Source organism: Pseudomonas sp. HLT2-19-2, assembly GCF_054898005.1.
The window spans coordinates 2,719,858-2,742,531 of the sequence record NZ_CM142712.1 but is presented as its reverse complement, the minus strand read 5'-3'; the positions used below and the strand labels follow the sequence as shown (position 1 = coordinate 2,742,531).

19 protein-coding genes, 1 tRNA gene and 2 pseudogenes are annotated in these 22,674 nt (G+C 58.4%); 12 read left to right on the top strand and 10 right to left on the bottom strand.

All coding sequences use genetic code 11. The annotated features are described in order from the left end of the window. Positions 1-7: 7 nt before the first annotated feature. The gene (locus ACYZTU_RS12750) at positions 8-1,339 is read right to left on the bottom strand and encodes an aminotransferase-like domain-containing protein (RefSeq protein ID WP_461970603.1); all 1,332 of its coding nucleotides are present in this window, start codon (positions 1,337-1,339) and stop codon (positions 8-10) included. 83 nt (positions 1,340-1,422) lie between these two features. Between ACYZTU_RS12750 and ACYZTU_RS12745 the strand changes: the two genes are divergently transcribed. Then, positions 1,423-2,313, top strand: coding sequence for a DMT family transporter (locus ACYZTU_RS12745; RefSeq protein WP_461970601.1), 891 nt, complete (start codon positions 1,423-1,425; stop codon positions 2,311-2,313). Positions 2,314-2,416: 103 nt separating this feature from the next. Then, the gene (locus ACYZTU_RS12740; RefSeq protein ID WP_461970599.1) at positions 2,417-3,277 is read left to right on the top strand and encodes a CAP domain-containing protein; all 861 of its coding nucleotides are present in this window, start codon (positions 2,417-2,419) and stop codon (positions 3,275-3,277) included. A 16-nt stretch (positions 3,278-3,293) separates the two neighbouring features. Here the strand turns inward: ACYZTU_RS12740 and ACYZTU_RS12735 are convergent, their stop codons facing one another. The 3 genes and pseudogenes from ACYZTU_RS12735 to ACYZTU_RS12725 all read right to left on the bottom strand — a co-directional run. Beyond that, positions 3,294-3,923, bottom strand: a complete 630-nt coding sequence (locus ACYZTU_RS12735; protein WP_461970598.1) for a Vgb family protein — start codon at positions 3,921-3,923, stop codon at positions 3,294-3,296. A gap of 35 nt (positions 3,924-3,958) precedes the next feature. After that, positions 3,959-5,179 (bottom strand): helix-turn-helix domain-containing protein, encoded by a 1,221-nt coding sequence (locus ACYZTU_RS12730; protein WP_461970596.1) that lies wholly within the window; start codon positions 5,177-5,179, stop codon positions 3,959-3,961. Between the two features lie 130 nt (positions 5,180-5,309). After that, positions 5,310-5,714, bottom strand: a pseudogene (locus ACYZTU_RS12725) (GNAT family N-acetyltransferase); the annotation flags it as partial. Between the two features lie 262 nt (positions 5,715-5,976). Here ACYZTU_RS12725 and ACYZTU_RS12720 point away from each other — a divergent pair. The 4 genes from ACYZTU_RS12720 (at position 5,977) to katG (ending at position 12,589) form a co-directional block, all read left to right on the top strand. Next, positions 5,977-7,275 (top strand): sialidase family protein, encoded by a 1,299-nt coding sequence (locus ACYZTU_RS12720; protein ID WP_461970594.1) that lies wholly within the window; start codon positions 5,977-5,979, stop codon positions 7,273-7,275. Next, positions 7,272-7,886 (top strand): hypothetical protein, encoded by a 615-nt coding sequence (locus ACYZTU_RS12715; RefSeq protein ID WP_461970592.1) that lies wholly within the window; start codon positions 7,272-7,274, stop codon positions 7,884-7,886. The genes ACYZTU_RS12720 and ACYZTU_RS12715 overlap by 4 nt, the downstream gene beginning before the upstream one ends. 32 nt (positions 7,887-7,918) lie before the next feature. Continuing rightward, positions 7,919-9,955 carry an LTA synthase family protein gene (locus ACYZTU_RS12710; RefSeq protein ID WP_461970590.1) on the top strand — a complete coding sequence of 679 codons (2,037 nt, stop codon included), beginning with the start codon at positions 7,919-7,921 and terminating at the stop codon, positions 9,953-9,955. A 378-nt stretch (positions 9,956-10,333) separates the two neighbouring features. After that, on the top strand, positions 10,334-12,589 hold the full coding sequence (gene katG, locus ACYZTU_RS12705; RefSeq protein ID WP_461970588.1) for a catalase/peroxidase HPI: 2,256 nt from the start codon (positions 10,334-10,336) through the stop codon (positions 12,587-12,589). A 346-nt stretch (positions 12,590-12,935) separates the two neighbouring features. Here the strand turns inward: katG and ACYZTU_RS12700 are convergent, their stop codons facing one another. After that, positions 12,936-13,328, bottom strand: a complete 393-nt coding sequence (locus ACYZTU_RS12700) for a GFA family protein (RefSeq protein ID WP_461970586.1) — start codon at positions 13,326-13,328, stop codon at positions 12,936-12,938. Positions 13,329-13,524: 196 nt separating this feature from the next. Between ACYZTU_RS12700 and ACYZTU_RS12695 the strand changes: the two genes are divergently transcribed. Next, a complete protein-coding gene (locus tag ACYZTU_RS12695) occupies positions 13,525-14,196 on the top strand; it encodes a class I SAM-dependent methyltransferase (RefSeq protein ID WP_461970584.1) in 672 nt (223 codons plus the stop codon). A 50-nt stretch (positions 14,197-14,246) separates the two neighbouring features. On the opposite strand, the gene ACYZTU_RS12690 is transcribed toward ACYZTU_RS12695, so the two are convergent. After that, complete coding sequence (locus ACYZTU_RS12690; RefSeq protein WP_461970582.1) at positions 14,247-15,365, bottom strand: glycosyltransferase 61 family protein; 1,119 nt, start codon at positions 15,363-15,365, stop codon at positions 14,247-14,249. A gap of 71 nt (positions 15,366-15,436) precedes the next feature. Next, positions 15,437-16,591, bottom strand: coding sequence for a hypothetical protein (locus tag ACYZTU_RS12685; protein ID WP_461970580.1), 1,155 nt, complete (start codon positions 16,589-16,591; stop codon positions 15,437-15,439). Between the two features lie 215 nt (positions 16,592-16,806). Here ACYZTU_RS12685 and ACYZTU_RS12680 point away from each other — a divergent pair, with 215 nt between their 5' ends. From ACYZTU_RS12680 to ACYZTU_RS12670, 3 genes and pseudogenes are all read left to right on the top strand, one after another. Then, positions 16,807-16,989: a hypothetical protein gene (locus ACYZTU_RS12680; RefSeq protein WP_461970578.1), complete on the top strand. Its 183-nt coding sequence runs from the start codon at positions 16,807-16,809 to the stop codon at positions 16,987-16,989. A gap of 75 nt (positions 16,990-17,064) precedes the next feature. Then, a complete protein-coding gene (locus tag ACYZTU_RS12675; RefSeq protein ID WP_461970576.1) occupies positions 17,065-18,690 on the top strand; it encodes an NADP-dependent glyceraldehyde-3-phosphate dehydrogenase in 1,626 nt (541 codons plus the stop codon). 138 nt (positions 18,691-18,828) lie between these two features. Beyond that, positions 18,829-19,134: pseudogene (locus tag ACYZTU_RS12670) on the top strand (FUSC family protein); the annotation flags it as partial. A gap of 7 nt (positions 19,135-19,141) precedes the next feature. Here ACYZTU_RS12670 and ACYZTU_RS12665 read toward each other — a convergent pair. Further along, a complete protein-coding gene (locus ACYZTU_RS12665) occupies positions 19,142-20,035 on the bottom strand; it encodes a DMT family transporter (protein WP_461970574.1) in 894 nt (297 codons plus the stop codon). 135 nt (positions 20,036-20,170) lie between these two features. Here ACYZTU_RS12665 and ACYZTU_RS12660 point away from each other — a divergent pair, with 135 nt between their 5' ends. Then, positions 20,171-20,608, top strand: coding sequence for an Lrp/AsnC family transcriptional regulator (locus ACYZTU_RS12660; protein WP_008155029.1), 438 nt, complete (start codon positions 20,171-20,173; stop codon positions 20,606-20,608). A 64-nt stretch (positions 20,609-20,672) separates the two neighbouring features. On the opposite strand, the gene ACYZTU_RS12655 is transcribed toward ACYZTU_RS12660, so the two are convergent. After that, positions 20,673-21,344: a Bax inhibitor-1/YccA family protein gene (locus ACYZTU_RS12655; RefSeq protein ID WP_042609827.1), complete on the bottom strand. Its 672-nt coding sequence runs from the start codon at positions 21,342-21,344 to the stop codon at positions 20,673-20,675. Positions 21,345-21,467: 123 nt separating this feature from the next. Here ACYZTU_RS12655 and ACYZTU_RS12650 point away from each other — a divergent pair. Continuing rightward, positions 21,468-21,555 (top strand) — tRNA-Ser (locus ACYZTU_RS12650). A 342-nt stretch (positions 21,556-21,897) separates the two neighbouring features. Here the strand turns inward: ACYZTU_RS12650 and ACYZTU_RS12645 are convergent. Continuing rightward, positions 21,898-22,611: a hypothetical protein gene (locus ACYZTU_RS12645; RefSeq protein ID WP_461970572.1), complete on the bottom strand. Its 714-nt coding sequence runs from the start codon at positions 22,609-22,611 to the stop codon at positions 21,898-21,900. Positions 22,612-22,674: the final 63 nt, after the last annotated feature.

The window sequence follows — 22,674 nt, the reverse complement described above, 5'->3', positions numbered from 1 at the left end:
TTTCGGGCTATGAATAAGCGCCAATCACCCACTTAACTTTTTCAAGCGCTTCTCGAAGTGTGCCCATCTCCGCTGAGCCCAGCGCCAAGCGAATCGCATGGGGTACATGAGCAGAAGTGGCGAAAGGCTCAGCGGTTGAAACCGCCACTTTTTCACGCATCAGCGCCGCGGCAATCTGGTCAGCCCTAGCATCTTCAGACAAGGGCAGCCAAAGAAAATAGGACGAAGGGTGACCTACGCACGGAAGTCCTGCCAACACTTCACGGGCCATGGCTTGCCTGGCCTGCGCATCCCGGCGTTTTTCAGCTTCCAGTTGCATGACCGTGCCATCGTCGAGCCAGGTGCTCGCGATCGCCGTCAGCACGCCCGGGGTATTCCAGGTGGTCGCCCTGATCGTTCGCTCCAACGCGGGCACTCTTTCGGCGGGGGCGGCGACGAAACCTACGCGCAATCCGGTGGCCACACTCTTGGAGAGTCCTGAAACATAAACGGTCCGCTCGGGGGCGAGTTGCGCTAACGGTGCCGGCGGGTCCTCTGCGAGGAAGGCATAAGCGGCGTCCTCGATGATGAGCAAGTCATGCCTGCGCGCAATCGTCACCAGCGACTCACGCTGGTTAGCACTCATGACCCACCCCAGCGGATTGTGCAGCGTCGGCATCGTGTACACCGCCCGCACGCGGCGACGAAGGCACAGGCTGTCCAGCGCCTCTAGATCAGGTCCATGTTCGCCCGCGGGAATGGGCACGATTTCAAGGTGCAAGGCTTCGGCCAGCACGATGAATCCTGAATAGGTCAGCGCATCCGCCGCAATCACATCACCGGGTTGCAGCAGCGCCATCATTGTCACAGCCAGCCCATGCTGAGCACCACTGACCACTAACACTTGCTCGGCATCCACCGTCAGCCCTCGGACGAGCAAATGGCGCGCCACAGAGGCCCGCTCATGCGCACGCCCGGCGTATGGCTGGTAGCGCAACAGGGACTCCAGATCACCGCCCGACGCGAGTTGGCGCAGCGCATTGCGCAAGAGTTCCGCCTGCCCTGGCAGCGAGGGGTAGTTGAAGTTGAGGTCGGTCATTCCGACTGCCACGTTTTTCTGGTCGATACCCAAGCCAGGCGGCAACGAAGTCTCCCGTACGAACGTACCTCGACCCGTCTCGCCACTGACCAGGCCCATGGCCTCAAGCTCTGCATAGACCCGAGTGGCGGTCACCAGCGCCAGCCCTTCTGTCGCTGCGAGCTGACGATGCGTCGGCAATCGCGTACCCGGCAACAATCGTCCGGACCGGATGTCAGCCGCAAAAGCATCCACTAAAGACTTGTATCGTGAGCGAGGCATGTCGAGATGTATCCATGACAATTTTTTGATTGTAGTGACCGTCGATCATACGATGGATCTCTGCAAATTGAGAGTGCCCTGAAATGGAACGGACCCTGCAAAACCCAACGACGGAAAAGACCGCGAGCGGATGGCTCAACGGGTTTATCGGCGTGCTGATTTTCAGCGGCTCGCTGCCTGCCACGCGGTTGGCAGTGATGGAATTCGACCCGGTCTTCCTGACCGTTGCCCGAGCGGCGATTGCCGGGGTTCTGGCGCTTTGCATGCTTGTGCTGTTTAAAAAAAATCGTCCTGCCAAGCATCAGCTACTGCCCTTGGTGATCGTGGCAATGGGCGTTGTAGTAGGGTTTCCGCTGCTCACGGCGCTGGCTCTACAGCACGTGACATCGGCGCACTCAATCGTCTTCGTTGGCCTATTGCCGCTCGCCACGGCGGTGTTCGGCGTGTTGCGCGGAGGGGAGCGTCCACGGCCGGTATTCTGGTTCTTCTCGGTCCTGGGAAGCGCGTTGGTCGTGGGGTTTGCGGTCTCTCAAGGCCTGACAGCTTCTCCGACAGGCGACATGCTCATGCTGCTGGCCATTCTCGCCTGCGGGCTGGGTTATGCAGAAGGTGCGAAGCTTTCAAGAACACTGGGCGGGTGGCAGGTGATCTCTTGGGCATTGGTGCTGTCCCTGCCCGCCATGATCCCGCTGACCTGGTTAATGGCGCCTGTTTCGTTTTCGGGAATTACGACACCCGCGTGGATCAGCCTGGCGTACGTATCGATCTTCAGCATGCTGATCGGTTTCGTCTTCTGGTACCGCGGGCTTGCCCAAGGGGGAATTGCTGCCGTCGGCCAGCTTCAGCTGCTACAGCCGTTTTTTGGCTTGGCGCTGGCGGCCACGCTGCTTCACGAGCAGGTCAGCATTGGCATGCTGGGGGTTACCGTCGCGGTGATCCTTTGCGTTGCCGGAGCGCGAAAGTTTTCGAAGTGAACGGGCGCGACAAATAGATCTCTTGCGCTCGTGAACCTTGTGTTGAAGCGCCAGTCATAGCCGAGCCGTGAAAATCCACTTGCCCGCTCAGAGCTGTCCATCCATGCGCCAAACCCTCCAGTCCTTTCGCGTTGCCTCGCTCTGTTTCATTCCCCTGTTTTCACTGTTCGCCAACCCCGCCCACGCCAGTGCCGAAAGTCAATTGGTGGAAGCCATCAACGACTACCGCGCTCACCCCGATCGCTGCTCGGGGCGCGCGGGTCGAGCGTTATCGCCGTTGGCGTTGAAGGCGAACCTGGCCTTGCCGATCGGCTATGGCGGCGGATTGCGCGATAGATTGAAAGCGTCCGGCTATCAGGCGGTGACGGTGCGCACCCTACGTGTGGTCGGTGCGCGGGATGCCGATGAGGCCTTCGACATGCTTCAGAGCGATCACTGCGCGGCGTTGCTCGATACCCAGTTCGCCGACATTGGCGTCAGTCGCGCCCGTAGCGACTGGCAGATCGTGCTGGCGCGGCCGGTGCTCGACAATCAGGTGGGCGATACGCGAGCGGTCAGCAAGGCGTTGCTGGCACAAGCCAATGCGGCGCGTTCAAAGCCACGCCTCTGCGGTCGTCAGCGCTTCGCTGCCGCACGGCCATTGGCCTGGAACGCAGCCCTGGGCGCTGCGGCGCAAGGGCACAGCAAAGCGATGGCCTACGGCAACTACTTTGCACACCAGGACCCCGACGGTGAGATGCCCGCAGACCGGGCGCGAGCCGCTGGTTTCCGTGGCCGGCAGATCGGCGAGAACATCGCTGCCGGCCAGGGCTCACCCGGCAAGGCAATGTCGGGCTGGCTGGCCAGCCCGGGGCATTGCGCCAACTTGATGAACCCGATGTTTACCCAGATGGGTGCGGCCTATGCAGCAGACGCGCGCAGCGATGAGGGGGTTTACTGGACGATGTTATTTGGGGCGCCTTGAGTGATTGAGCGGCGCCTTATTTGGGGCGCCGCACCGCCCTCACCTTTCCACTGCCTCCGCCGCCGCAGAAAAACTGATCGCCACCGTCCGATTCAAGCCCCGACACCCCAACGCCCGCCGGCAGCTTCACGCTCTCCAGCACCTCGCCGGTCTGCGCATCAACATGGCGTAACTCACTCTCATCGCCTTCCCACGTGCCATGCCACAGCTGCCCATCGACCCAGGTCACCCCGGTGACGAAGCGGTTGGATTCGATAGTGCGAAGAATCGCGCCGGTCTCGGGATCGATCTGATGAATCTTCCGATCCCGATACTCACCGACCCACAGCGTCCCTTCCGCCCACGTCAGCCCTGAGTCACTGCCGCCAGGCGCCGGGATAGTCGCGAGTACGCGGCCGGTCTGCGGGTCAATTTTCTGGATGCGATCCTCGGCGATCTGGAACAGGTGCTGGCCGTCGAAGGCGGTGCCGGCATGGGCGGCGACGTCAATTGAGCGCAGTGTCTTGCCGCTCGTTGGGTCCAGGGCGTTGAGTGTGTCGCCGGTTGCAAACCAGACGTGCCGGCCGTCCCAAGTGACGCCATGCACCGTGTCGACACCGGCAAAGGGTCCATATTCACGAAGGATTTGAGCTTCAGACTGTTTCATGTTGGCTTCCTCGTCACGGGTGGGTGGCGTTCATCCTAGTCACCCGGCAGTGGCGCCGGGAGTAACAAGGTCGTCGCGAAACCCGGCACCGGCGGGGTCACCCAGCGACGCGCCCGGCCGCGACCGAACGACTGCACCTTGCCCGCGCAGGCGAGTTCGTCGAGTGCCCGTTGCACCGTCCGCTGGCTGACGCCAAGGGCCAGTGCCAGGGCCGAGCTCGACCACGATTCACCGTCGGCGAGGAAGGCGAACACCCCCGCGTGTTTCTCTTCGACGGGTTGCGCCAGCACCACAACGTCGCAGGCAACCAGCGACACCAGCGCAAAACCACGTTTAGTTGCAGTGACGCCGGCCCAGGGTTTAAGCGCCGCCCGCAGCCGCCCGACTTCGACTCTCAACCGTGCGCGAAGGGACTCATCGGCGAGCTTCAAACGAAAGGCCTGGGCAATCAGCGTTTCCCTCGACACGTCGGCCGGCCAGGCTTCGGCCAGTGCCCGCGCGAGGGCGAACAAGACCGGGCGTGTGGCGAGGGAAACCGACATGCCGGCGCCACGCACTACGTAGCGACACGCGTCCACGACCAGCGACGTTGACCCGAGCAGCGCTTCAACCTCATCCAGCAACAGAGGCCGTTCTTCGCCACGGGCAATCAGCCGCGCGACAGGCGTATTCAGGGCGAGGACCGCGTTTTCCACTTCGGCCGTCAGCGCAGGAATACCGGCATCGCGTGCGGCGTGTTCGGCCCTGGTGAGTGCAGACCGCGCCTTCTGCGTCTCGAGTCGCCGCATCGCGATCCCCGCCACGACCAGTTCGTGGGCGGCGCGCAATGCCGGCGGTAATGGCGCGGGGTCAAGCTCGGCGAGCAGCACGTCGGCCTCATCGAGATGCCCGATCAGCAGCAAACGCCGAATCTGCAGATATCGCGCAAGAGCGGCGTTCACTCGATCGCCGTGCGCCTCAAGCGTCACCCGCGCCGAGTCGAGTGCCTTCACCGGCCAGCCCAATTCCCGGGAGGCCAGCGCGATCTCGGCTTCAGCGACCACACACCGCGCCCGAGCCAAGGTCTCCTTCGGACCGAAGGCCCGTGCTGCTTTCTGCACCAGCGCCTTGGCCCGCACCAGATCGCCAAGTTGCGCCATCGCAATACCGCGCAACGCCAGCGCTGGCGCATCGTCGCGCAACGCGACCCGGTTCAGCGCGCCGAGCGGATCACCCGCTGCCAGCGCCTGTGCTGCGGCTGTGATCAGCGAGTCCATCTGAATCCCGCCACAGTTGTCACTCCCACCGTCGGATGTTCGGTGTTTAGTCTAATCCACGACCATCCACCTCGCTCTTTCCAGAAGCGCTCGCAGCTCTTGTTTCGCAGCACGACGGGGCACGCTTTATCTACGCGCAGGGGATTTCCATGCTTTTGGCTTCGGTGAGTAACCGCATCTTTATCAGCGCTACCCGGCGCCCGTCCGGCGCCAAGCGCTCCTCAACCCCATACGGCACAAACCCAAGCTGCGGATAAAGAAGCAGCCCCGCCGTATTCTCGTTGAAGCACGACAGCTGCACCTCGCGTGCCCGATGACGTTCCAACGCCAGCCCCACCATCGTCTGCACCAAGAACTTCGCGATACCTTACCCCCGAGCTTTGGGCGACACGATCACATTGCCGATCGCGCAGACGCCATCGCGATCAAACGTATAAAAGTTCGCGAAGCCCATAACAGAATCTTCGCCCTCAACCACCGTTGAGTCAGAACGTTGAGCAATCGATGCCTGCAGTTGATCTTTCGTCAGCGGGTGAAATCAGCTTCCTTTTCACTCTGGTCACTGTTCATGTCCGGCTTTTACGACCAACGGCGAGATTGGCCCGCCAATTCCGCTGGCTCGAATCTGAATCCCCCTAGTCCGGCAGTTTCAGCCTATCCATTGAGTGTTGCTGATCGACATGGCAGCGCACTACAAACAATTTCTTACAAAATAGAAATTCATAAAATTCGATCTTGTACTATCGAGTGTTAATTTGAGCGCCTGATCAGGCCCATGAGATGCCAAAATCTTAATTATGCGCATCAAATTTCCCAGCATTTCTGCCTTCGGTGCATACCTTGCACTTTCTTGCCTGTTTGCGGCCGCCTGGTTCGTCAATCCTGCCAATACGCACTCTTCCTTTGCCCTGATAAGTCCCGTGATGGCAGTGGCCGGCCAAGTGGCCAAGCCCATTTATACCAGCCGTTTCGCCTCCTCCGGGCTGGTTGACTTCGTGCATTCCTCGGCCGTCACCGCCTTGCCCGACGGTAGCCTGATGACGGTCTGGTTCGCTGGCTCGCGCGAAGGCGCAGCCGATGTGCAGGTGCGCTCCGCCCGTTACGACTCGAAAACCGGCGAATGGGGGGCTGAACAGGTATTGGCGACTCGGGATTCGACCCAACAGGGCACTCGAAAATACATTCGCAAACTGGGCAACCCGGTGGTTGCCCTAGCGCCGGATAATCGCCTGTGGTTGTTCTACGTGTCTGTGTCCATGGGTGGCTGGGCCGGTAGCGCGGTCAATGTGATGGTTTCAGACGACTTCGGTGGACATTGGTCCCCTCCGCGCCAGCTGATCACTTCACCCTTTCTGAACATCAGCACCCTGGTCCGGTCGGCACCGGTGTTTCATGCCGACGGCTCCATCGGCTTACCGGTCTACCACGAATTTCTGGGCAAGTTTGCCGAGTACCTCTACTTGAGCGCAGACGGCGATGTGATCGACAAATTCCGCATCAGCCACGGCAAGAACTCATTGCAACCCGCGGTGGTTCCGCTGGACGGGCAGCGCGGCATCGCCTTGCTGCGCTATGCCGGTAACACTCACCACCGTGTTCTGGCGACCCGCACTGAAGATGCCGGACAAACCTGGAGTGAGCCTTATCCGCTCGATCCCTCGAATCCGAATTCCTCGCTGGCGGCCGTCGCGACGCCCGAACACGGGTTGCTGGTGGCGCTCAACGACCTGCAGGAGGGGCGCTTCAAGCTGAGTCTTTACGGGACCGATGCAAAAATGGACGATTGGCGCTCGTTGCGCGACCTCGATAAGTCACCCGATCCAGCGGGCGCGCCGTTTTCACCCGAGGCCTACAAGGAAATCATCGGCAAAGAGTTCCGCGGTTCCAGTGGCGCTCTGCGTCAACCGCTGGAGGCGCAGTTCCTGGACAACCTCGACAACCGTGTCTGTAAAAGCCAAGGGTGTGAATTTGAATATGAATACCCGTACTTCATCCGCAGTCCCGACGGTATGTATCACTTGGTTTATTCCTGGAACAACACCTTCATCAAGCACGTCACCTTTAACGATGCGTGGCTCAACGAGCGTCTCAAATGATCAGCCTGTGGCAAGCCCATGCCAGCTTCGCAATGATCCTTTTCCTGGTGCTGCCTGCTTTCGGCCTAACCAAGACCTGGCGAATCGCACTGTTGGCCGCGTTGTTGGTCGCCAGCTTCATACCGCTGGACGGGTTGTCGTTGGCCGCCTATTTGCGCAGCTACATTGATGACCTGGCGATCACCACCATGGTGTTCATGGCGTGGGGCTGCTTGCGTCGGCTGGACATCCTGCCACCTGCGCGGGGTAAAACCAGCGTATTGATCCTCTTCGCCGCAATGGCCCTGGTGCTGTACCCGGCAACCCTGGGCATGAGTGATCTGGACCCCTATCGGTTTGGCTACAGCCCGCGCCCCATGTTGATTTTTTTCGCAGTGCTCACACTGGGCCTGTTTTACCTGCGCAACGGCCTGGCCGTCGTAATGCTGGCCAGCGCCACCCTGGCGTTCATCGCCGGGATAAAACCTTCGCAAAACTATTGGGATTATTTGATTGATCCACTGCTGGGTCTGTATTGCTGCGTGGCACTGCTGATGCTTGCCATGCGCTGGACGTTTCGCCGGGTAAGCAATCGGCGCGGTGCAGTGGGCGACATGCCCAAATCCGTTTGAGATTTAACGACTTTAATAACAGGGGAACATGGATGGGTTGGCTGCAATCGAGACGTTTGCATTACTGGCTGGGCGCGACAGCGATTACGTTTGCGCTGTTTGCACTGCTCAGGGTCGTGTTTTTCTTCGGCTTTTCCGGTTTCGACGCCAGCGCCCTGATCGACCAAAATGCTGTCGTGGAAACCCTCGGCATCGGCTTTCGCTTCGATCTGCGCCTGGCCATCCTGGTCGTGTTGCCGTTGGCGTTGCTGGCCTGGATTCCTCGTTGGAATCTGATCGGCAGCCGTCTGCTTCGCCGGATCGCACGCGTTTATCTGGTTGCAGCCCTGAGCGTCCTGCTGCTGATCTACATCATCGACTTCGGCCATTACGCCTACTTGGGCGTGCGAATCAACGCCACCGTGCTGCGCTTCATCGAGGATGCGCAAATATCCCGTGACATGGTCTGGCAAACTTACCCGGTTATCTGGATTTCACTGGGTTGGCTGGTAACGGTCACGCTGGCGATACTGGCCTTGGTGCGTCTGGAACGCGTAACGCTGGACCGCCCGCGCAAAGCCATTCACCCGCTCTCTGCGACATGGGGCGGCGCGCTGATGGTCGTGGTGGTGCTGCTGGGCATTTTAGGTCGTGTCGAAAACATGAACCTTGAAAATCCGGTCCCGTTACGCTGGAGCGATGCGTTCTTCTCGGGCAATAACCAGGTTGCCGCGTTGGGCCTGAACCCGGTGTTGTTCCTCTACGACACGGTCAAAGTCGGCCAGTCGCGCTATGACGAAGCGCAGGTGCGCGAACACTACCCGGTGATGGCCAACTACCTGGGGGTGGACAAGCCCGACGCGCAAACCCTTGATTTCGTACGTCAACAGGCGCCACAACCCTACAAAGTACCGGGTTCCCGGCCGCCGAACGTAATGTTCGTCATGCTTGAATCGCTGGGCACCAGCGCCGTCGGGGCCTACGGCAACCCGATCAATCCGACGCCCAATATTGATCGCCTGGCCACTCAGAGCTGGTTCTTCGAGCACTTTTACGTGCCGGTGACGGGGACCGCAAAAACCGTCTGGGCCAGCATCAGCGGGGTGCCTGACGTCACCCGCCAGGAAACCGCGACGCGTAATCCGTTGATCACCAAGCAAAACACACTGATCAACGCCTTCACCGATTACGAGAAGATCTACACCATCGGCGGCAACTCCGGTTGGGCCAACATGAATGCCTTGATTCGGCAAAGCATCGACGGCGTTCGCTTGTTTGAAGAGCGGGACTGGAAATCCCCGGTGGTGGATGTCTGGGGGATTTCAGACCTGGATCTGTTCAAGGAAACCGACCAGATCCTGCAAGCGCTGCCCAAGGACAAACCGTTCTTTGCGTATGTACAGACGGCCGGCAATCACCGTCCCTTCACGATTCCCAAGAGCAACGATGGATTCGAAGTCAAGCACCCTACCCTGGCGGAAGTCCAGGCCGCAGGATCGCGCAGTGTCGAGCAGTACAACGCCGTGCGTTTGCTGGACTTCAACATCGGACGCTTGATGGAAATCGCCAAAGCAGGCGGCTATTACGAAAACACCATTTTCGTGTTGTTTGGCGACCATAACACCCGAATCGCCCAGATCCCTTTCCTGGCACCCGCCTACGAGCAACTAGGCCTGGAAAGCAACGCGGTGCCGATGATCATCCACGCGCCGGGCTTGCTCGGGACGCGCAAGGTCAAAGAAGCGGTTGGCCTGGTGGACTTGCTGCCCACCGTGGCGGGCATGGCCGGTCTTGAGTTTCGCAACAGTGGCATGGGCCGTGATATCCAGCAGCCAGCGCCCGAGGGTGAGCGTGTGGTGCCACTGGTGTTACGTGAAGGCACCTTCCCGCTGATTGCCGGCGTTACTCAACACTACATGGTGCAGATGGAGCACGACGGCAGCTCGCCAAGTCTCCATGACCTGGCCTCACCGACGCCACTGGACAACGTCGCCGAGCAAAATCCGGAAGAGTTCAAACGCCTGTCACAGCTGACCCGCGCCATGCATGAAACCTCAAGGTTGATGCTGTACCAGAACGTGCGAAAGTAACGGCTTCCCCCGCGTCTATGCTGCAAATAGACGCGGGCCCACCCCAGATGCCGGTAAAAGACTCTGCCTATCGCGACCCAATACTCCACCTATTAGCTGACTTCCCAACTGGGGTCTAACCTTACTCGAGCGCTGGCACCCTAGCCGGCCGGTTAAGAGCTGATAAGGAGATAGGAATGGGTCAGAAGCCTGACTAAACCTGCCGTAGGCCACCGTGCAGGCAACTCGATTGCCACTGTTCAGAATTCCCGTGTGATCAAAACAATCAGTTGATCAAACTGCTGGCCCTGCAGCCTGTGTCATTGGTTTCGCTCGTTGCTATTTAATGCCCACGCTGGGCCGGATAGCCGGATGAACACGACCAAAGGTAGCTCACACATGGCAAATGAATCGAAATGCCCGTTCAATCACGCCGCTGGCGGTGGCACGACGAACCGCGACTGGTGGCCGAACCAACTGAATCTGAAGATCCTGCACCAGCACTCGTCCCTGTCCGACCCCATGGACGAGGATTTCAACTACACCGAAGCTTTCAAAACCCTGGACTTTGAAGCGGTCAAAAGAGACCTGACGGCGTTGATGACCGATTCGCAAGACTGGTGGCCGGCGGACTTCGGTCACTACGGGCCGCTCTTCATTCGCATGGCCTGGCACTCCGCCGGTACCTACCGCACCGGTGACGGCCGTGGTGGCGCCGGTTCCGGCCAGCAGCGCTTTGCGCCGCTCAACAGTTGGCCAGACAACGTTAGCCTCGACAAGGCGCGCCGGCTGCTCTGGCCGATCAAGCAAAAATATGGCCGTAACATCTCCTGGGCTGACCTGATCGTCCTCACCGGCAACGTCGCGCTGGAGTCCATGGGCTTCAAGACCTTTGGCTATTCCGGTGGTCGTCCGGACGTCTGGGAACCGGATGAGGATGTTTACTGGGGCTCCGAAAACAAATGGCTGGGTGGCGACACCCGCTATGGCAAAGAAAATGAGCCCATGCAAGAGCCCGGCGAAGGCCCACTCGTTGCTGAGCCGGGGGAAAATGAGGAGAGTCGTACCGAGCAAGGGCGCAACCTGGAAAACCCGCTCGCTGCGGTGCAAATGGGCCTGATCTATGTGAACCCTGAAGGCCCGGAAGGCAACCCGGACCCGGTTGCCGCCGGGAAAGACATCCGCGAGACCTTCGCTCGCATGGCGATGAATGACGAAGAAACCGTGGCACTGATTGCCGGCGGCCACGCCTTCGGCAAGACCCACGGTGCTGGACCTGCCGACAATGTCGGCGCCGAGCCCGAAGCCGCGGGCTTGGAACAACAAGGTTTTGGCTGGAAGAACAGCTTCGGCACCGGCAAAGGGCCGGACACCATCACCAGCGGCCTGGAAGTCACCTGGACCACCACGCCCACCCGGTGGAGCAACAACTATCTGGAAAACCTGTTCGGCTTCGAGTGGGAACTGAGCAAAAGCCCCGCGGGTGCGAATCAGTGGATACCGAAAAACGGCGCCGGTGCCGGCATCATTCCGGATGCTCACGACCCTTCCAAGCGTCGTAACCCGACCATGCTGACCACGGACCTGTCGCTGCGATTCGACCCGATCTATGAACCGATTTCGCGGCGCTTCCTGGAAAATCCGGACCAATTGGCCGACGCGTTCGCCCGCGCATGGTTCAAGCTGATCCACCGCGACATGGGCCCCCTCTCCCGCTACCTCGGCCCGGAAATGCCAAGCGAAGAACTGCTGTGGCAAGACCCGATTCCAGCGGTCGACCATGCCCTGGTCAACGACAGTGACGTCGCCGCACTCAAGAGCAAACTCCTGGCCTCGGGCCTGACAATCTCGCAACTTGTATCAACTGCCTGGGCGGCGGCCTCGACCTTCCGTGGCTCCGACAAACGCGGCGGCGCCAACGGCGGGCGTCTGCGTCTGGCCCCGCAGAAATTCTGGCAGGCCAACCAGCCTGAGCAAATGGCGAACGTGTTGGCGAAACTCGAGAGCATTCAGAGCGAATTCAACAACAGCGGAAAGAAGATCTCGCTGGCAGACCTGATCGTGCTGGCCGGTAGCGCTGGCGTCGAACAGGCGGCGAAAAATGCTGGCCACAGCGTCACGGTTGCGTTCACACCGGGGCGGATGGACGCCTCCCAGGAACAGACGGATGTGGAGTCTTTCGGCTTCCTCGAACCCATCGCCGATGGTTTCCGTAACTACCTCAAAGGCAGATACCGCGTACCGGCCGAGCAGCTGTTGATCGACAAGGCGCAACTGCTGACACTCACCGCGCCAGAAATGACCGCGCTCATTGGCGGTATGCGCGTGCTGAACACCAACGTCGGACAAACCAAACACGGTGTGTTCACGCAGCAGCCGGAGGCGTTGACCAACGACTTCTTCAAGAACCTGCTGGATATGGGCGTGGAATGGAAACCGGTCTCGGAGGCTAATGAGGAGTTTGAAGGGCGCGATCGCAAAACCGGCGAAGTGAAGTGGACAGGCACCCGTGTCGACCTCGTCTTCGGCTCACATGCGCAGTTGCGAGCGTTGGCTGAAGTCTATGCAACCGCTGATGCGAAGGAAAAGTTTGTTAAAGACTTCGTGGCTGCCTGGACCAAGGTGATGAACCTGGATCGCTTCGATCTTAAGTAACGCGAGCGGTAGTGCTGAAACTGCAACGCCTCCCAATGTGGAGGCGTTGTGCTTTTTGCTGAATGGAGGAAGTGATTAAACGGGAGAAATCGTGGCAAGGGCACCGATCAAAATGGTCAACACCAGAAATCCACCCAGGAAAATTGCCATCTTGCCCATTGGGCCTCCTACGTTATGAGTTTGCGGTGCGGCGGTTGCCGCGACTGTGGAGCGTGCTGTCATTGTGAGCCGGTGGCTGCGTGCGTTACAGCTGCAGATAGCGAAGGAAAATACGGATCAGAACAAAACCCGCCCACGTAAAAGCCCGCTGACCCTCACGGGTTCAGCGGGCTTTTTACTGCGCGGCCTACTCCTCAAAGCGACCCGACGCGTCACGATCGCGCTCGTATCGTCTTGTAAGCGGAAACGGTGGCAACCAAGACTCGCGACGGACGATCCAGCTTTCGTAGGTGGGCATCAGCTGGTCAAGGGCATCCAGGGATCCCAGGTTCACTTCGATTTCGTCGGCGGTGCGTGCAAAAACGGGCGAGCCGCAGCGGGGACAGAAAAACCGCCCGGCGTAGTCGCGTGTTTCGCCATCGATCGTCACCGCACTCTGAGGGAACACCGCGGAAGCGTGAAAAAGGGCCCCATGATGCTTGCGGCAGTCGAGACAATGACAAAGGCCGACCCGGTATGGACGTCCCGTAGCCTCAATTCGGACATTGCCGCACAGGCAACCGCCTGTAAATCGGTCCATGCTGCGTCTCCTCTAAAATCAAGCGGTCGGAATGTTTGCAACGCACAGCCGGTCTTCTCGAGTGACGCGCCGGCGTGACCTCGCAAAAGGCCATTGCCGGTGATAATGACGCAGGTAAAGCGTCACCGATAAGGTCCGATCCACCAGCAGATATCCTATCCTTCCTTCCATCCAACCAATAACTGCGGAGATCGAAATGCCCGCCTCCGAATCTACCCTCCTCCAAAGTTGGCACCACAACGCCCAATCCTGGATTGAAGCCATCCGCACCGGCACCATTGAAAGCCGCCTCAAAGTCACCGACCAGGCAATCCTGCTGGCTTTACTAAGCCGCCAGCCCGAGCGTGTGCTCGACCTGGGTTGCGGCGAGGGCTGGCTGTTGCGTGCGCTGGCTAAACGCGGCATCGAGGCGGTCGGTGTGGATGGCGATGCGACGCTAGTCGAGGCGGCTCGGGCGGCGGGTTCTTCGCAGGTGCATTTGGCGAGCTATGAAGCGTTGGTGGAGGCGAAGGTGGACATCGGCAGCGACTACGACCTGATCTGCGCCAACTTCGCCCTGCTGCATCAGGACATCATCCCTCTGCTCGCCGCCATGAACGGCCTGCTCGCCCCTGGCGGCGTGCTGGTAATCCAGACGCTGCATCCGTGGACCGCGGCGGCGGGCGACTATCAGGATGGTTGGCGGGAAGAGACCTTCGCTGGGTTCAAAGGGCAGTGGCAACCCATGCCGTGGTACCTGCGCACCTTGTCCAGCTGGCTTAATGCGCTGGACATGGCCGGTTTTCGGCTGGCCAGCCTGCAGGAGCCGCAGCACCCGCAAAGTCCTGTGCCGCAGTCGTTGCTGTTGGTGGCCGAGCAACGGGGGTGAGCCCCACACCCGGTTATTCACGCCCATGGGCTGACTTTTCTAGGCGGCCGTCATGATGGGAACAGGTCCAGTGTGCGCTCAACCTCTTGAATGTCGATTTTGAAGCCATCGCCCTCTGGCGTTCCGACCACAAAGCCAAAATTCTGGTTATCGCGATCCGTCAGGTACTTGAAGTAGCTGACGAAACGGTTCGGCGGTTGCAGTGCCAGCAACGAACCACCCTCCCGGAGTACATTGACACCATGTACTAACTGGCTCCCTTCGACCCCCACCACGGTCCGCGCCCCGGCACACGTCGCCACTATGGTCGGGACATCGGTTTTCAAAGGATCGATGATGCGAAACCCCCTACTCTTGCGCAGATGCTCAGCGAGCTCAATTTCATTGCGCAAAAAGCGCAAGTCACCGTCGCCACCCCGGAGAATGAACACGCCAGGGTGAGACTCATAGCGCACGTGCGACAGTAGCTTTTCACCCATGGCACGGAAACGTAAATGCCTGCTTCGATTGTTGCTCACATCGTCGAATAACACGAGCTCACGAAAAAACGCACCGCTCAAGCGAACCGGTTTCATGCCAAACCAGTTCTCATACGCGGGGGCCTGGGTAAATAGGGGAAACCTGGCGGATGGCGCGGTGGTCACCGGGACGCCTTCGTCGCAGGCCAACGAATAGGTCGGGCAGTCTTCCATCAACCATGTGCCAAACCATGTATTTCCATTTTGCGTGCAGTAAGCGGCACCGCGCTCGATCTCGTTTTCCACGAGAATTCGCGGGAACATTCCGGGTTTGAGAGACAACCACAGACTTGCCTTGTCCTTGTAGAGCGCGCCATCGATCAGCCAGACATCCTTGATCAAGTAGCCACGGGTCGGGCCTTGTACCACGTCACCCAGCCCTTCCATGGTGCGAGCGGGATGCTCGAAAGGATAAAAGCGCTTCGCCTCCCATCCTGTCACACGTTCCATTTGACCGGGCAGGAAGATAGCCGGCGGCGAATGCGATATCCCGCCCGGCGCAATATCCCAGCTTTTAACCGCCAGGCTTTTCAAGTTGATCTCCGCCTTGCGTGCCAGCCTTTTTCTCGCCATATAACTGTAGGCGGCAAGGGTCCATTTTTTTCGATTGCCAGCGGTCGCAGTGCTTAATTCCGAGACATCGCTATCCATGAAAAGTCCTCCCTGCGGGACAGGGTCAATAGTCAGGCGCGAAGCGCTGTAATTTCAGTTCTGGAAATGGCTCAGCTGGATGCAATCCTGTGCATGATGGGTGGGGTCTGCAGACTGGCATAGCGACTGCGCAAGGTTTCGAGGAACTGTTCGCCCGAGCTCTGTGCGCAATAGAGATAAATTTTGTGCAGCCCGCCAAAGACCATTTCATGATAGCGGCTGGCGACCTCCTCATCGCTTGGCCCGTCCGGTAAGCCAAGGTGCAGGGTCAATTCCTTCCCTTCGACGGCGAATAGCGGTGTGTCCCAGAGGAATTTGGCTGTACCGGTCTTGGGCAGCCGGACAAACATATAAGCGTGGTTTCCCAACGAATCAATATCACCGCCGCGCCTTCTTTTCCATTTCAGAAGACCGTCATCCGGCCGTGCCACGCAAAGACCGATGTCGTAATAATCGAAGCCATGATCGATCGCCCATTCAAGCGCCATGAAAGTGGTGATCGAATTGACTTCTCGCAGTCTTTTGGCATCTGAAAAAATCGCCTCGGTATAGCCGAAACGTAGTGTGCTCCAGTAGCGCTTTCCACCCCGAGTTATGACGCAGCCAAGGTGGCAGGCAACAACTTCGTCCTCCAGCATTATCAAGTCGAGCCGGCCCACAGTCTTGGCTATCCTGAAAACCTCCTGCGTGGCAAATTGCGCAGCGTGGATGCCTTGCCTTGCCGTGGCATAAGGCCGAAGCATTTCCCTGTCTGCCTTTTCAATTTCTTCATCCAGCAGCGTCTGTCTCATTCGGTAGCGCGGTCGGTTCTTGCGTATATTTCGACGCAACTCGCTATCGTATTTTGTGGTGATCTCCTCAATGGATCGCCCCAGCGGTACGACGGCACTCAGATACAAGGGTACATACAAGGCCCCCGAGGTCGGCATTTCACTGACCACTACCACATGATTCGACGCGGCAGGTTCCGGTTCGTCACCGGCCATAGGGGTATTCCCTTGGGACTTCCCCCCTATGAGAAGCTTTGCCATCTCCCGCTGCTTTTTCCTACCGATATAGAGGAATTCGTAAGGACTTTCGCTCTGCAGTCTGAACCTGGCAATTTCCCAGCGCCAGAAACAAGCCCGTCCAAGGATGTCTCGCAACCAGTTTGAAGCGTTTCTTATCTCATACCGCATTGAAGGAGATACGAGTCTTCGGATAACTGCCGCCAAGTCCCCTTTCATTTCTTCATCATCCTTTGAATTTTCTGGTGGTAGATCAGAAAAAGATTCAGGCGGAATTTCAAAAGGCGTGCTTAAACCTTGATATGAAAGACATATTTGATGAGGTATTACTCTGACGTTCGGTAACAGTAAAGGTAGGAGGTAGAGCCTTTGCAAGCGACGTACGGAGGGCGTCAGTCGTATATTTTATGTCTAAATGTTTCCTGGAGGCAGTGGTGAACGAATGGCCGGTGATCACCAGCTTGATGAACGAGAATGTCGGGGTTGCCGATGTCGCCCGCGTGAATGATCCGTTCATAACCCTCCAGGGCATCTACGCTTGGGACACAAGATCCAGACCATCACCCCTCTGCTCTGCCCATTTGCGCTTGATTGCAGTTAAAAAATCGAGTCATTAAGGCGTATAACCTTTCAAGTCAATTGCGAACTGCACGCCGCTAGTGCATGGCTTACACCACACACGGGGTAGCGACATGACCACAGAACACATCCTTGGCAACTTGTTTCCCGACTCCACCGACATACCGGAAAAGTACCGCCTCGACGGCCAGACCGAACAGCGTGAATACCTGGTCGACGGCGAGCTGAAAACCTGGCCCGGGCCCCTCGCCCAAGTCCGCAGCCCGGTGTACTTGACGGGTGAAAATGGCGATGAACAAGTGATCCTCGGCAGCACGCCGCTGCTCGACGCCGACACCGCATTGACCGCCCTCGACGCCGCCGTCCGTGCCTATGACCGGGGCCAGGGTCTGTGGCCGACGATGCGCGTGGCCGAGCGCATCCAGCACGTCGAAGCTTTCCTGGCGCGCATGCGTGAACAGCGCGAAGCCGTGGTCAAGCTGCTGATGTGGGAAATCGGCAAGAACCTCAAGGACTCGGAAAAAGAGTTCGACCGCACCTGCGATTACATTGTCGACACCATCAACGCGCTCAAGGAGCTCGACCGCCGCTCCAGCCGCTTCGAACTGGAACAGGACACCCTCGGCCAGATCCGTCGCGTACCGCTGGGTGTGGCATTGTGCATGGGACCTTACAACTACCCGCTGAACGAAACCTTCACCACGCTGATCCCGGCACTGATCATGGGCAACACCGTGGTGTTCAAACCGGCCAAGCTGGGCGTGCTGTTGATTCGCCCGCTGCTGGAAGCATTCCGCGACAGCTTCCCGGCCGGGGTGATCAACGTGATCTACGGCAGCGGCCGCGAGACCGTCAGCGCGCTGATGGCCAGCGACAAGATTGATATCTTTGCGTTCATTGGCACCAACAAGGCTGCCAGCGACCTGAAAAAACTTCATCCAAAACCGCACCGCTTGCGCGCGGCGTTGGGCCTGGATGCGAAAAACCCCGGCATCGTGCTGCCTGAGGTGGATCTGGACAACGCGGTCAGCGAAGCGCTCACCGGCTCGCTGTCGTTCAATGGTCAGCGCTGCACCGCGCTGAAAATTCTCTTCGTCCATGAAGACGTGGTCGAGGCTTTCATCGAGAAATTCAACGCCAAACTCGCCAGTCTCAAACCCGGCATGCCGTGGGACAGCGGCGTGGCGCTGACGCCGTTGCCGGAAGCGAGCAAGGTCGATTACCTGCACTCGCTGGTCGCAGATGCCGTCGGCAAAGGCGCCACCGTGGTCAACCCCAACGGCGGTGAAGCCCGCGCTTCGTTCTTCTACCCCGCCGTGCTGTACCCGGTGACGCCGCAGATGCGCGTCTATCAGGAAGAACAGTTCGGCCCGGTCGTCCCGATCGTGCCTTACCGGCATCTGGACACGGTGATCGATTACGTCCTGGAATCGGACTTCGGCCAGCAACTGAGTATCTTCGGCACCAACCCGGTGGCGGTCGGCCGACTGGTGGACACCTTCGCCAACCAGGTCGGCCGGATCAACCTCAACGCCCAGTGCCAGCGCGGCCCGGATACCTTCCCGTTCAACGGCCGCAAGAACTCCGCCGAAGGCACGCTGTCGGTGCATGATGCGCTGCGGGTGTTTTCGATCCGCACACTGGTGGCGACCAAGTTCCAGGAAACCAACAAAGAACTCATCAGCGAGATCATCAGCGGACGCAGTTCGAGTTTCCTGACCACCGATTACATCTTCTGAGGAGACCGAGCCTGAGCACATTCAGAGCCAATCGACTGCCACCGCTGTTGCGTCGACTGCTGCGTCCGCTGCTGGACCCGTATCGGCGCTATCGCCACGCCAGAGTGATCCACGCGGTGCGCGTGTCGCTGGGGTTGCACCCTGGAAATCCTCGGCAACACCCGACCGGATACCAGTGACGCGGACGCCATGGCCCATTTGCAATCGGCTTTGAAAGCCGAACATCGGTTGATCCGGGTGCAACTTATCGGTATGGCCCGGGCGCTGAAATCCGGTGCGTCCCAGCGGATTAATCGACCTGTCGAACTGCCGTCGGATTCAAGCCTGGCCGCACCGGTTTACAACCCTCTGGATGGTTACCGGTTGTTGGTCCGACAGTTGGCCAGCAACATCGGCGAGATGCGCCAGCGACTGGCCAAGACCGCGCCTCGATGGAACATCTGACGCCGGTTTATTGCGTTGCCGCTCGACGAAACTTCAGGCTCCAGCCTTGTTGCATGCCGGCAGCGGCCAACAGAATCGCGGCGACACCGATCCATTGCAGCGGCTCCAGGCGATGGCCGAAAGCAAACCAGTCAACGAAAATCGCCGCAATCGGGTAGATGAATGACAGCGCACCGGTCAGCGCCGTCGGCAGTTTTTGAATCGCGCCGTAGAGCAGCACGTACATCACGCCAGTGTGGACGATGCCCAGGGTCACGAGACTGGCCCACGCGCTCGGCGCTTGCGGCAGTGACGAAAAGTGCGCGAATGGCGCGAGTAACAGCACGCCGGTAAGAACCTGAATCAGCGCGATCAGATGCGGCGGTGTACCGGTCAGGCGTTTGATGATCAACGCGGCAATCGCGTAAAGGAATGCCGCCCCCAGCGCCAGAGCGATTCCCACCAGATAATCATTGCCGCTCTCGCCCTGCCCGCCATGAGCGCTGACAATCGCCAGCATTCCGAGAAACGAGATGCCCAGCCAGAAGAGTTTCTGCAGGGTGATTTTCTCGTTGAGGAACAATGCGGCCAGCCCCACCAACATGAACGGCTGAACGTTGTATACCGCCGTGCCGATGGCAATCGAGGCACGGGAGTAAGAAGCAAACAACAGCACCCAGTTGCCGACAATCGCCACGCCACTGAGCACGGCCAGCAAGAACGTAGTGCGGGTCAGAATGCCAGGACGGAGGAAGCCGAACGCCGCGCAAATCAGCAACAACGTGCCGGCGCCGAACACGCAACGCCAAAACACCACGTCCAGCACCGGTTGCCCAGACACCAGCACGAACCAGCCTATGGTCCCGGAAATCAGCATGGCGGCGGTCATTTCAAATGACCCGTGACGTATTGTTTTGTCCATCATCAGACTCCTGTGTTTAAGCCCAAAGTATGCCAATCCGCCGGGGAGCTTCTCCAGCGCAAAAAGCAGGCTAAACTTGGCATCTGCCTTTTTTTTCAAGGCGGTTTGAATTAATTGCCTAATAGGGGTTTCGTCATGACCGATGATATCGACCAAGTGCTGATTACGGCATTGATGGAAGACTCACGCCGCTCGCTCAAGGCCTTGGCGCAAATCAGCGGCCTGTCTTCGCCCAGCGTCGCCGAGCGTTTGCGCCGCCTCGAAGAGCGTGGCGTGCTCAAAGGCTATACCGTCGAGATCGACCCCAAATGCTTTGGCTATCAACTCCAGGCCATCGTCCGTATTCGCCCGCTGCCGGGCCAGTTGCAGGAAGTGGAGCGGCAGATCCAGGCCATCCCTGAATTCACCGAATGCGACAAGGTCACCGGCGACGACTGTTTCATCGCCCGTCTGCATGTACGCTCGATGGAACAACTGGACACCCTGCTCGACCGCCTCAACACCCACGCCGAAACCAACACGGCGATCGTCAAGAAAACCCCGGTCAAGCGCCGACTGCCACCGATGGCGTGAGCCTTTACTCAAATCGCAGGCAAGAAAAAACCCGCCGAAGCGGGTTTTTCCTCAAGGCTGACGATTAATCATCACGGCTCATGATGCCAAACAACTGCAACAAGCTGACGAACAGGTTGTAGATCGATACATACAGGCTGATGGTCGCCATGATGTAGTTGCGCTCACCGCCGTGAATGATGGCGCTGGTCTGGAACAGAATGCAGACCGAGGAGAACAGCACGAAACCTGCGCTGATCGCCAGTTGCAGACCGCTGATTTGGAAGAAGAAGCTGGCAACTACCGCGCCCAGCAACACGAAGAAACCCGCAGTGATGAAGCCACTGAGGAAACTCATGTCCTTGCGGGAAATCAGCACATAGGCCGACAGACCACCGAATACCAGCGCAGTCATCGCGAAGGCCGAGCTGACGACTTCAGCACCGCCCTGCATACCCAGGTAGCGGTTGAGGATCGGGCCGAGCAAGAACCCCATGAAACCGGTCAGGGCAAATGCCGACACCAGGCCCCAGGCCGAATCGCGTAGCTTGTTGGTGAGGAAGAAAAGGCCGTAGAAACCGATCAGCACCACGAAAATGTTCGGGTAGCCAACACGCATCTGCTGAGCGACAAACGCCATCACGCCGCTGAATGCGAGGGTGAGAGCGAGTAAGCCGTAAGTGTTGCGCAGGACGCGGCTAACCTCTAGCTGCTCAGCCTGCACGCTGTTATTAACTGCGTAATCCTGTTCGCGCATGGCGACACTCCTGTTGGTTTGAAACGTTCAGTCGCAAAGATCATAACAGACGCTCTGTAACAAGCTATGGAGAGAGTTTGACAGTGTGTTTCATTCAGGTATTATGGCGCCCGCAACGCAAACGGAGGTGTGGCCGAGTGGTTTAAGGCAACGGTCTTGAAAACCGTCGACTGTAACAGGTCCATGAGTTCGAATCCCATCGCCTCCGCCATATTTGTACCGACAAAGCCCTGATTATTCAGGGCTTTGTCGTTTCTGGGATTCGCAATTGTCACTCCGGTCTTTCTGGATCGTTTCCGCATCTTTTCAGCCATTTCCGCAACCCTACCCTTCCGACACCACCACGTCCCGCTCAAATAAAATTGCTCGAAACAAAATGTGTGGGGTGTTTTGACCGTTCTCGATAGCCAGCTTTCGGCCAATAGCGGTGATCCAAAGCAAAGACTGATAAATTTCTGAGGCAGAGGGACATTGTGTTTTTCTCCCGCGTGATTTCATTCAAGCTTGCATCCAACGGGTGTCGCCGCGTGTTTATTTGATTATGCAAGCAGTATCATGCGTCAGATTGCTTAAGAAATTTCATGCGTTTGTTCGCTTTATAACATTCATTGATATCGATAGCCTTCTGATAATACTCCCGTCGCTGCGTGCGATTACCGTCTCCCAGCAACCGGTAAATTTCAGCTTGATAGTCACGAATGCTGCCCCACTGCATGGCCATGCCAGCAGGTTGTTCCTGCCTGCACTCAAGCTTCACGGCAGGCTGTGGAAAGTATTTTTCATAGATCGGCATGCGGGCTTCTGTTGACTGCAACGCTGTTTGATACTGGGGCGTATTGGTGAACGCCAAACACCAGGATGCAATCCCAAGTGCCGGTGGAGCAAAGCCATGAGCAAGGCTTTGCTCAAACAACGGGCAAGCTTTCTCTTCAATTACTTTGCTTGGATACAGCATCACGTAGATCAGTCCGAGACGATACTGGGCTACGGGATGATCTAGCGCGGCTGCCTGTTCGAGCAGAGTGATCGCTGGCTTGAGTAGTGCACCAGCTTCCTCGGCCCGGGCCAACAAGCGCTTCTTTTCATCTTCGTTTGCAGTAGGAAATTCAACCGGTAATGCTTCGAGCTTGTTATTCGCTTCTTGGAGATACGGAACGGCTTGCTGGTAAAGGCTCTCGCTCTGAGGATTTATGGGAAGCGTGCTGGCCATGCATAATTGCGGCAGCAGCGATCCTAGAAGGGTGTAGCTCCAACGGTGAAAAAACATGGATTAGGTCCCTGTATTAGATTGTTTGAATGCGGCGCACAGTAATAGGTATTTGCGATAAAA

Excerpts from the sequence above, each read along its gene's own strand:
- ACYZTU_RS12685 (WP_461970580.1), bottom strand. The coding sequence starts at position 16,591 with ATGAAAGGGGACTTGGCGGCAGTTATCCGAAGACTCGTATCTCCTTCA.
- ACYZTU_RS12645 (WP_461970572.1), bottom strand. The coding sequence starts at position 22,611 with ATGTTTTTTCACCGTTGGAGCTACACCCTTCTAGGATCGCTGCTGCCG.
- ACYZTU_RS12745 (WP_461970601.1), top strand. The coding sequence starts at position 1,423 with ATGGAACGGACCCTGCAAAACCCAACGACGGAAAAGACCGCGAGCGGA.
- ACYZTU_RS12730 (WP_461970596.1), bottom strand. The coding sequence starts at position 5,179 with ATGGACTCGCTGATCACAGCCGCAGCACAGGCGCTGGCAGCGGGTGAT.
- ACYZTU_RS12715 (WP_461970592.1), top strand. The coding sequence starts at position 7,272 with ATGATCAGCCTGTGGCAAGCCCATGCCAGCTTCGCAATGATCCTTTTC.
- ACYZTU_RS12710 (WP_461970590.1), top strand. The coding sequence starts at position 7,919 with ATGGGTTGGCTGCAATCGAGACGTTTGCATTACTGGCTGGGCGCGACA.
- ACYZTU_RS12700 (WP_461970586.1), bottom strand. The coding sequence starts at position 13,328 with ATGGACCGATTTACAGGCGGTTGCCTGTGCGGCAATGTCCGAATTGAG.
- ACYZTU_RS12660 (WP_008155029.1), top strand. The coding sequence starts at position 20,171 with ATGACCGATGATATCGACCAAGTGCTGATTACGGCATTGATGGAAGAC.
- ACYZTU_RS12655 (WP_042609827.1), bottom strand. The coding sequence starts at position 21,344 with ATGCGCGAACAGGATTACGCAGTTAATAACAGCGTGCAGGCTGAGCAG.
- ACYZTU_RS12735 (WP_461970598.1), bottom strand. The coding sequence starts at position 3,923 with ATGAAACAGTCTGAAGCTCAAATCCTTCGTGAATATGGACCCTTTGCC.
- ACYZTU_RS12750 (WP_461970603.1), bottom strand. The coding sequence starts at position 1,339 with ATGCCTCGCTCACGATACAAGTCTTTAGTGGATGCTTTTGCGGCTGAC.
- ACYZTU_RS12720 (WP_461970594.1), top strand. The coding sequence starts at position 5,977 with ATGCGCATCAAATTTCCCAGCATTTCTGCCTTCGGTGCATACCTTGCA.
- ACYZTU_RS12690 (WP_461970582.1), bottom strand. The coding sequence starts at position 15,365 with ATGGATAGCGATGTCTCGGAATTAAGCACTGCGACCGCTGGCAATCGA.
- ACYZTU_RS12740 (WP_461970599.1), top strand. The coding sequence starts at position 2,417 with ATGCGCCAAACCCTCCAGTCCTTTCGCGTTGCCTCGCTCTGTTTCATT.
- ACYZTU_RS12665 (WP_461970574.1), bottom strand. The coding sequence starts at position 20,035 with ATGGACAAAACAATACGTCACGGGTCATTTGAAATGACCGCCGCCATG.
- ACYZTU_RS12675 (WP_461970576.1), top strand. The coding sequence starts at position 17,065 with ATGACCACAGAACACATCCTTGGCAACTTGTTTCCCGACTCCACCGAC.
- katG (WP_461970588.1), top strand. The coding sequence starts at position 10,334 with ATGGCAAATGAATCGAAATGCCCGTTCAATCACGCCGCTGGCGGTGGC.
- ACYZTU_RS12695 (WP_461970584.1), top strand. The coding sequence starts at position 13,525 with ATGCCCGCCTCCGAATCTACCCTCCTCCAAAGTTGGCACCACAACGCC.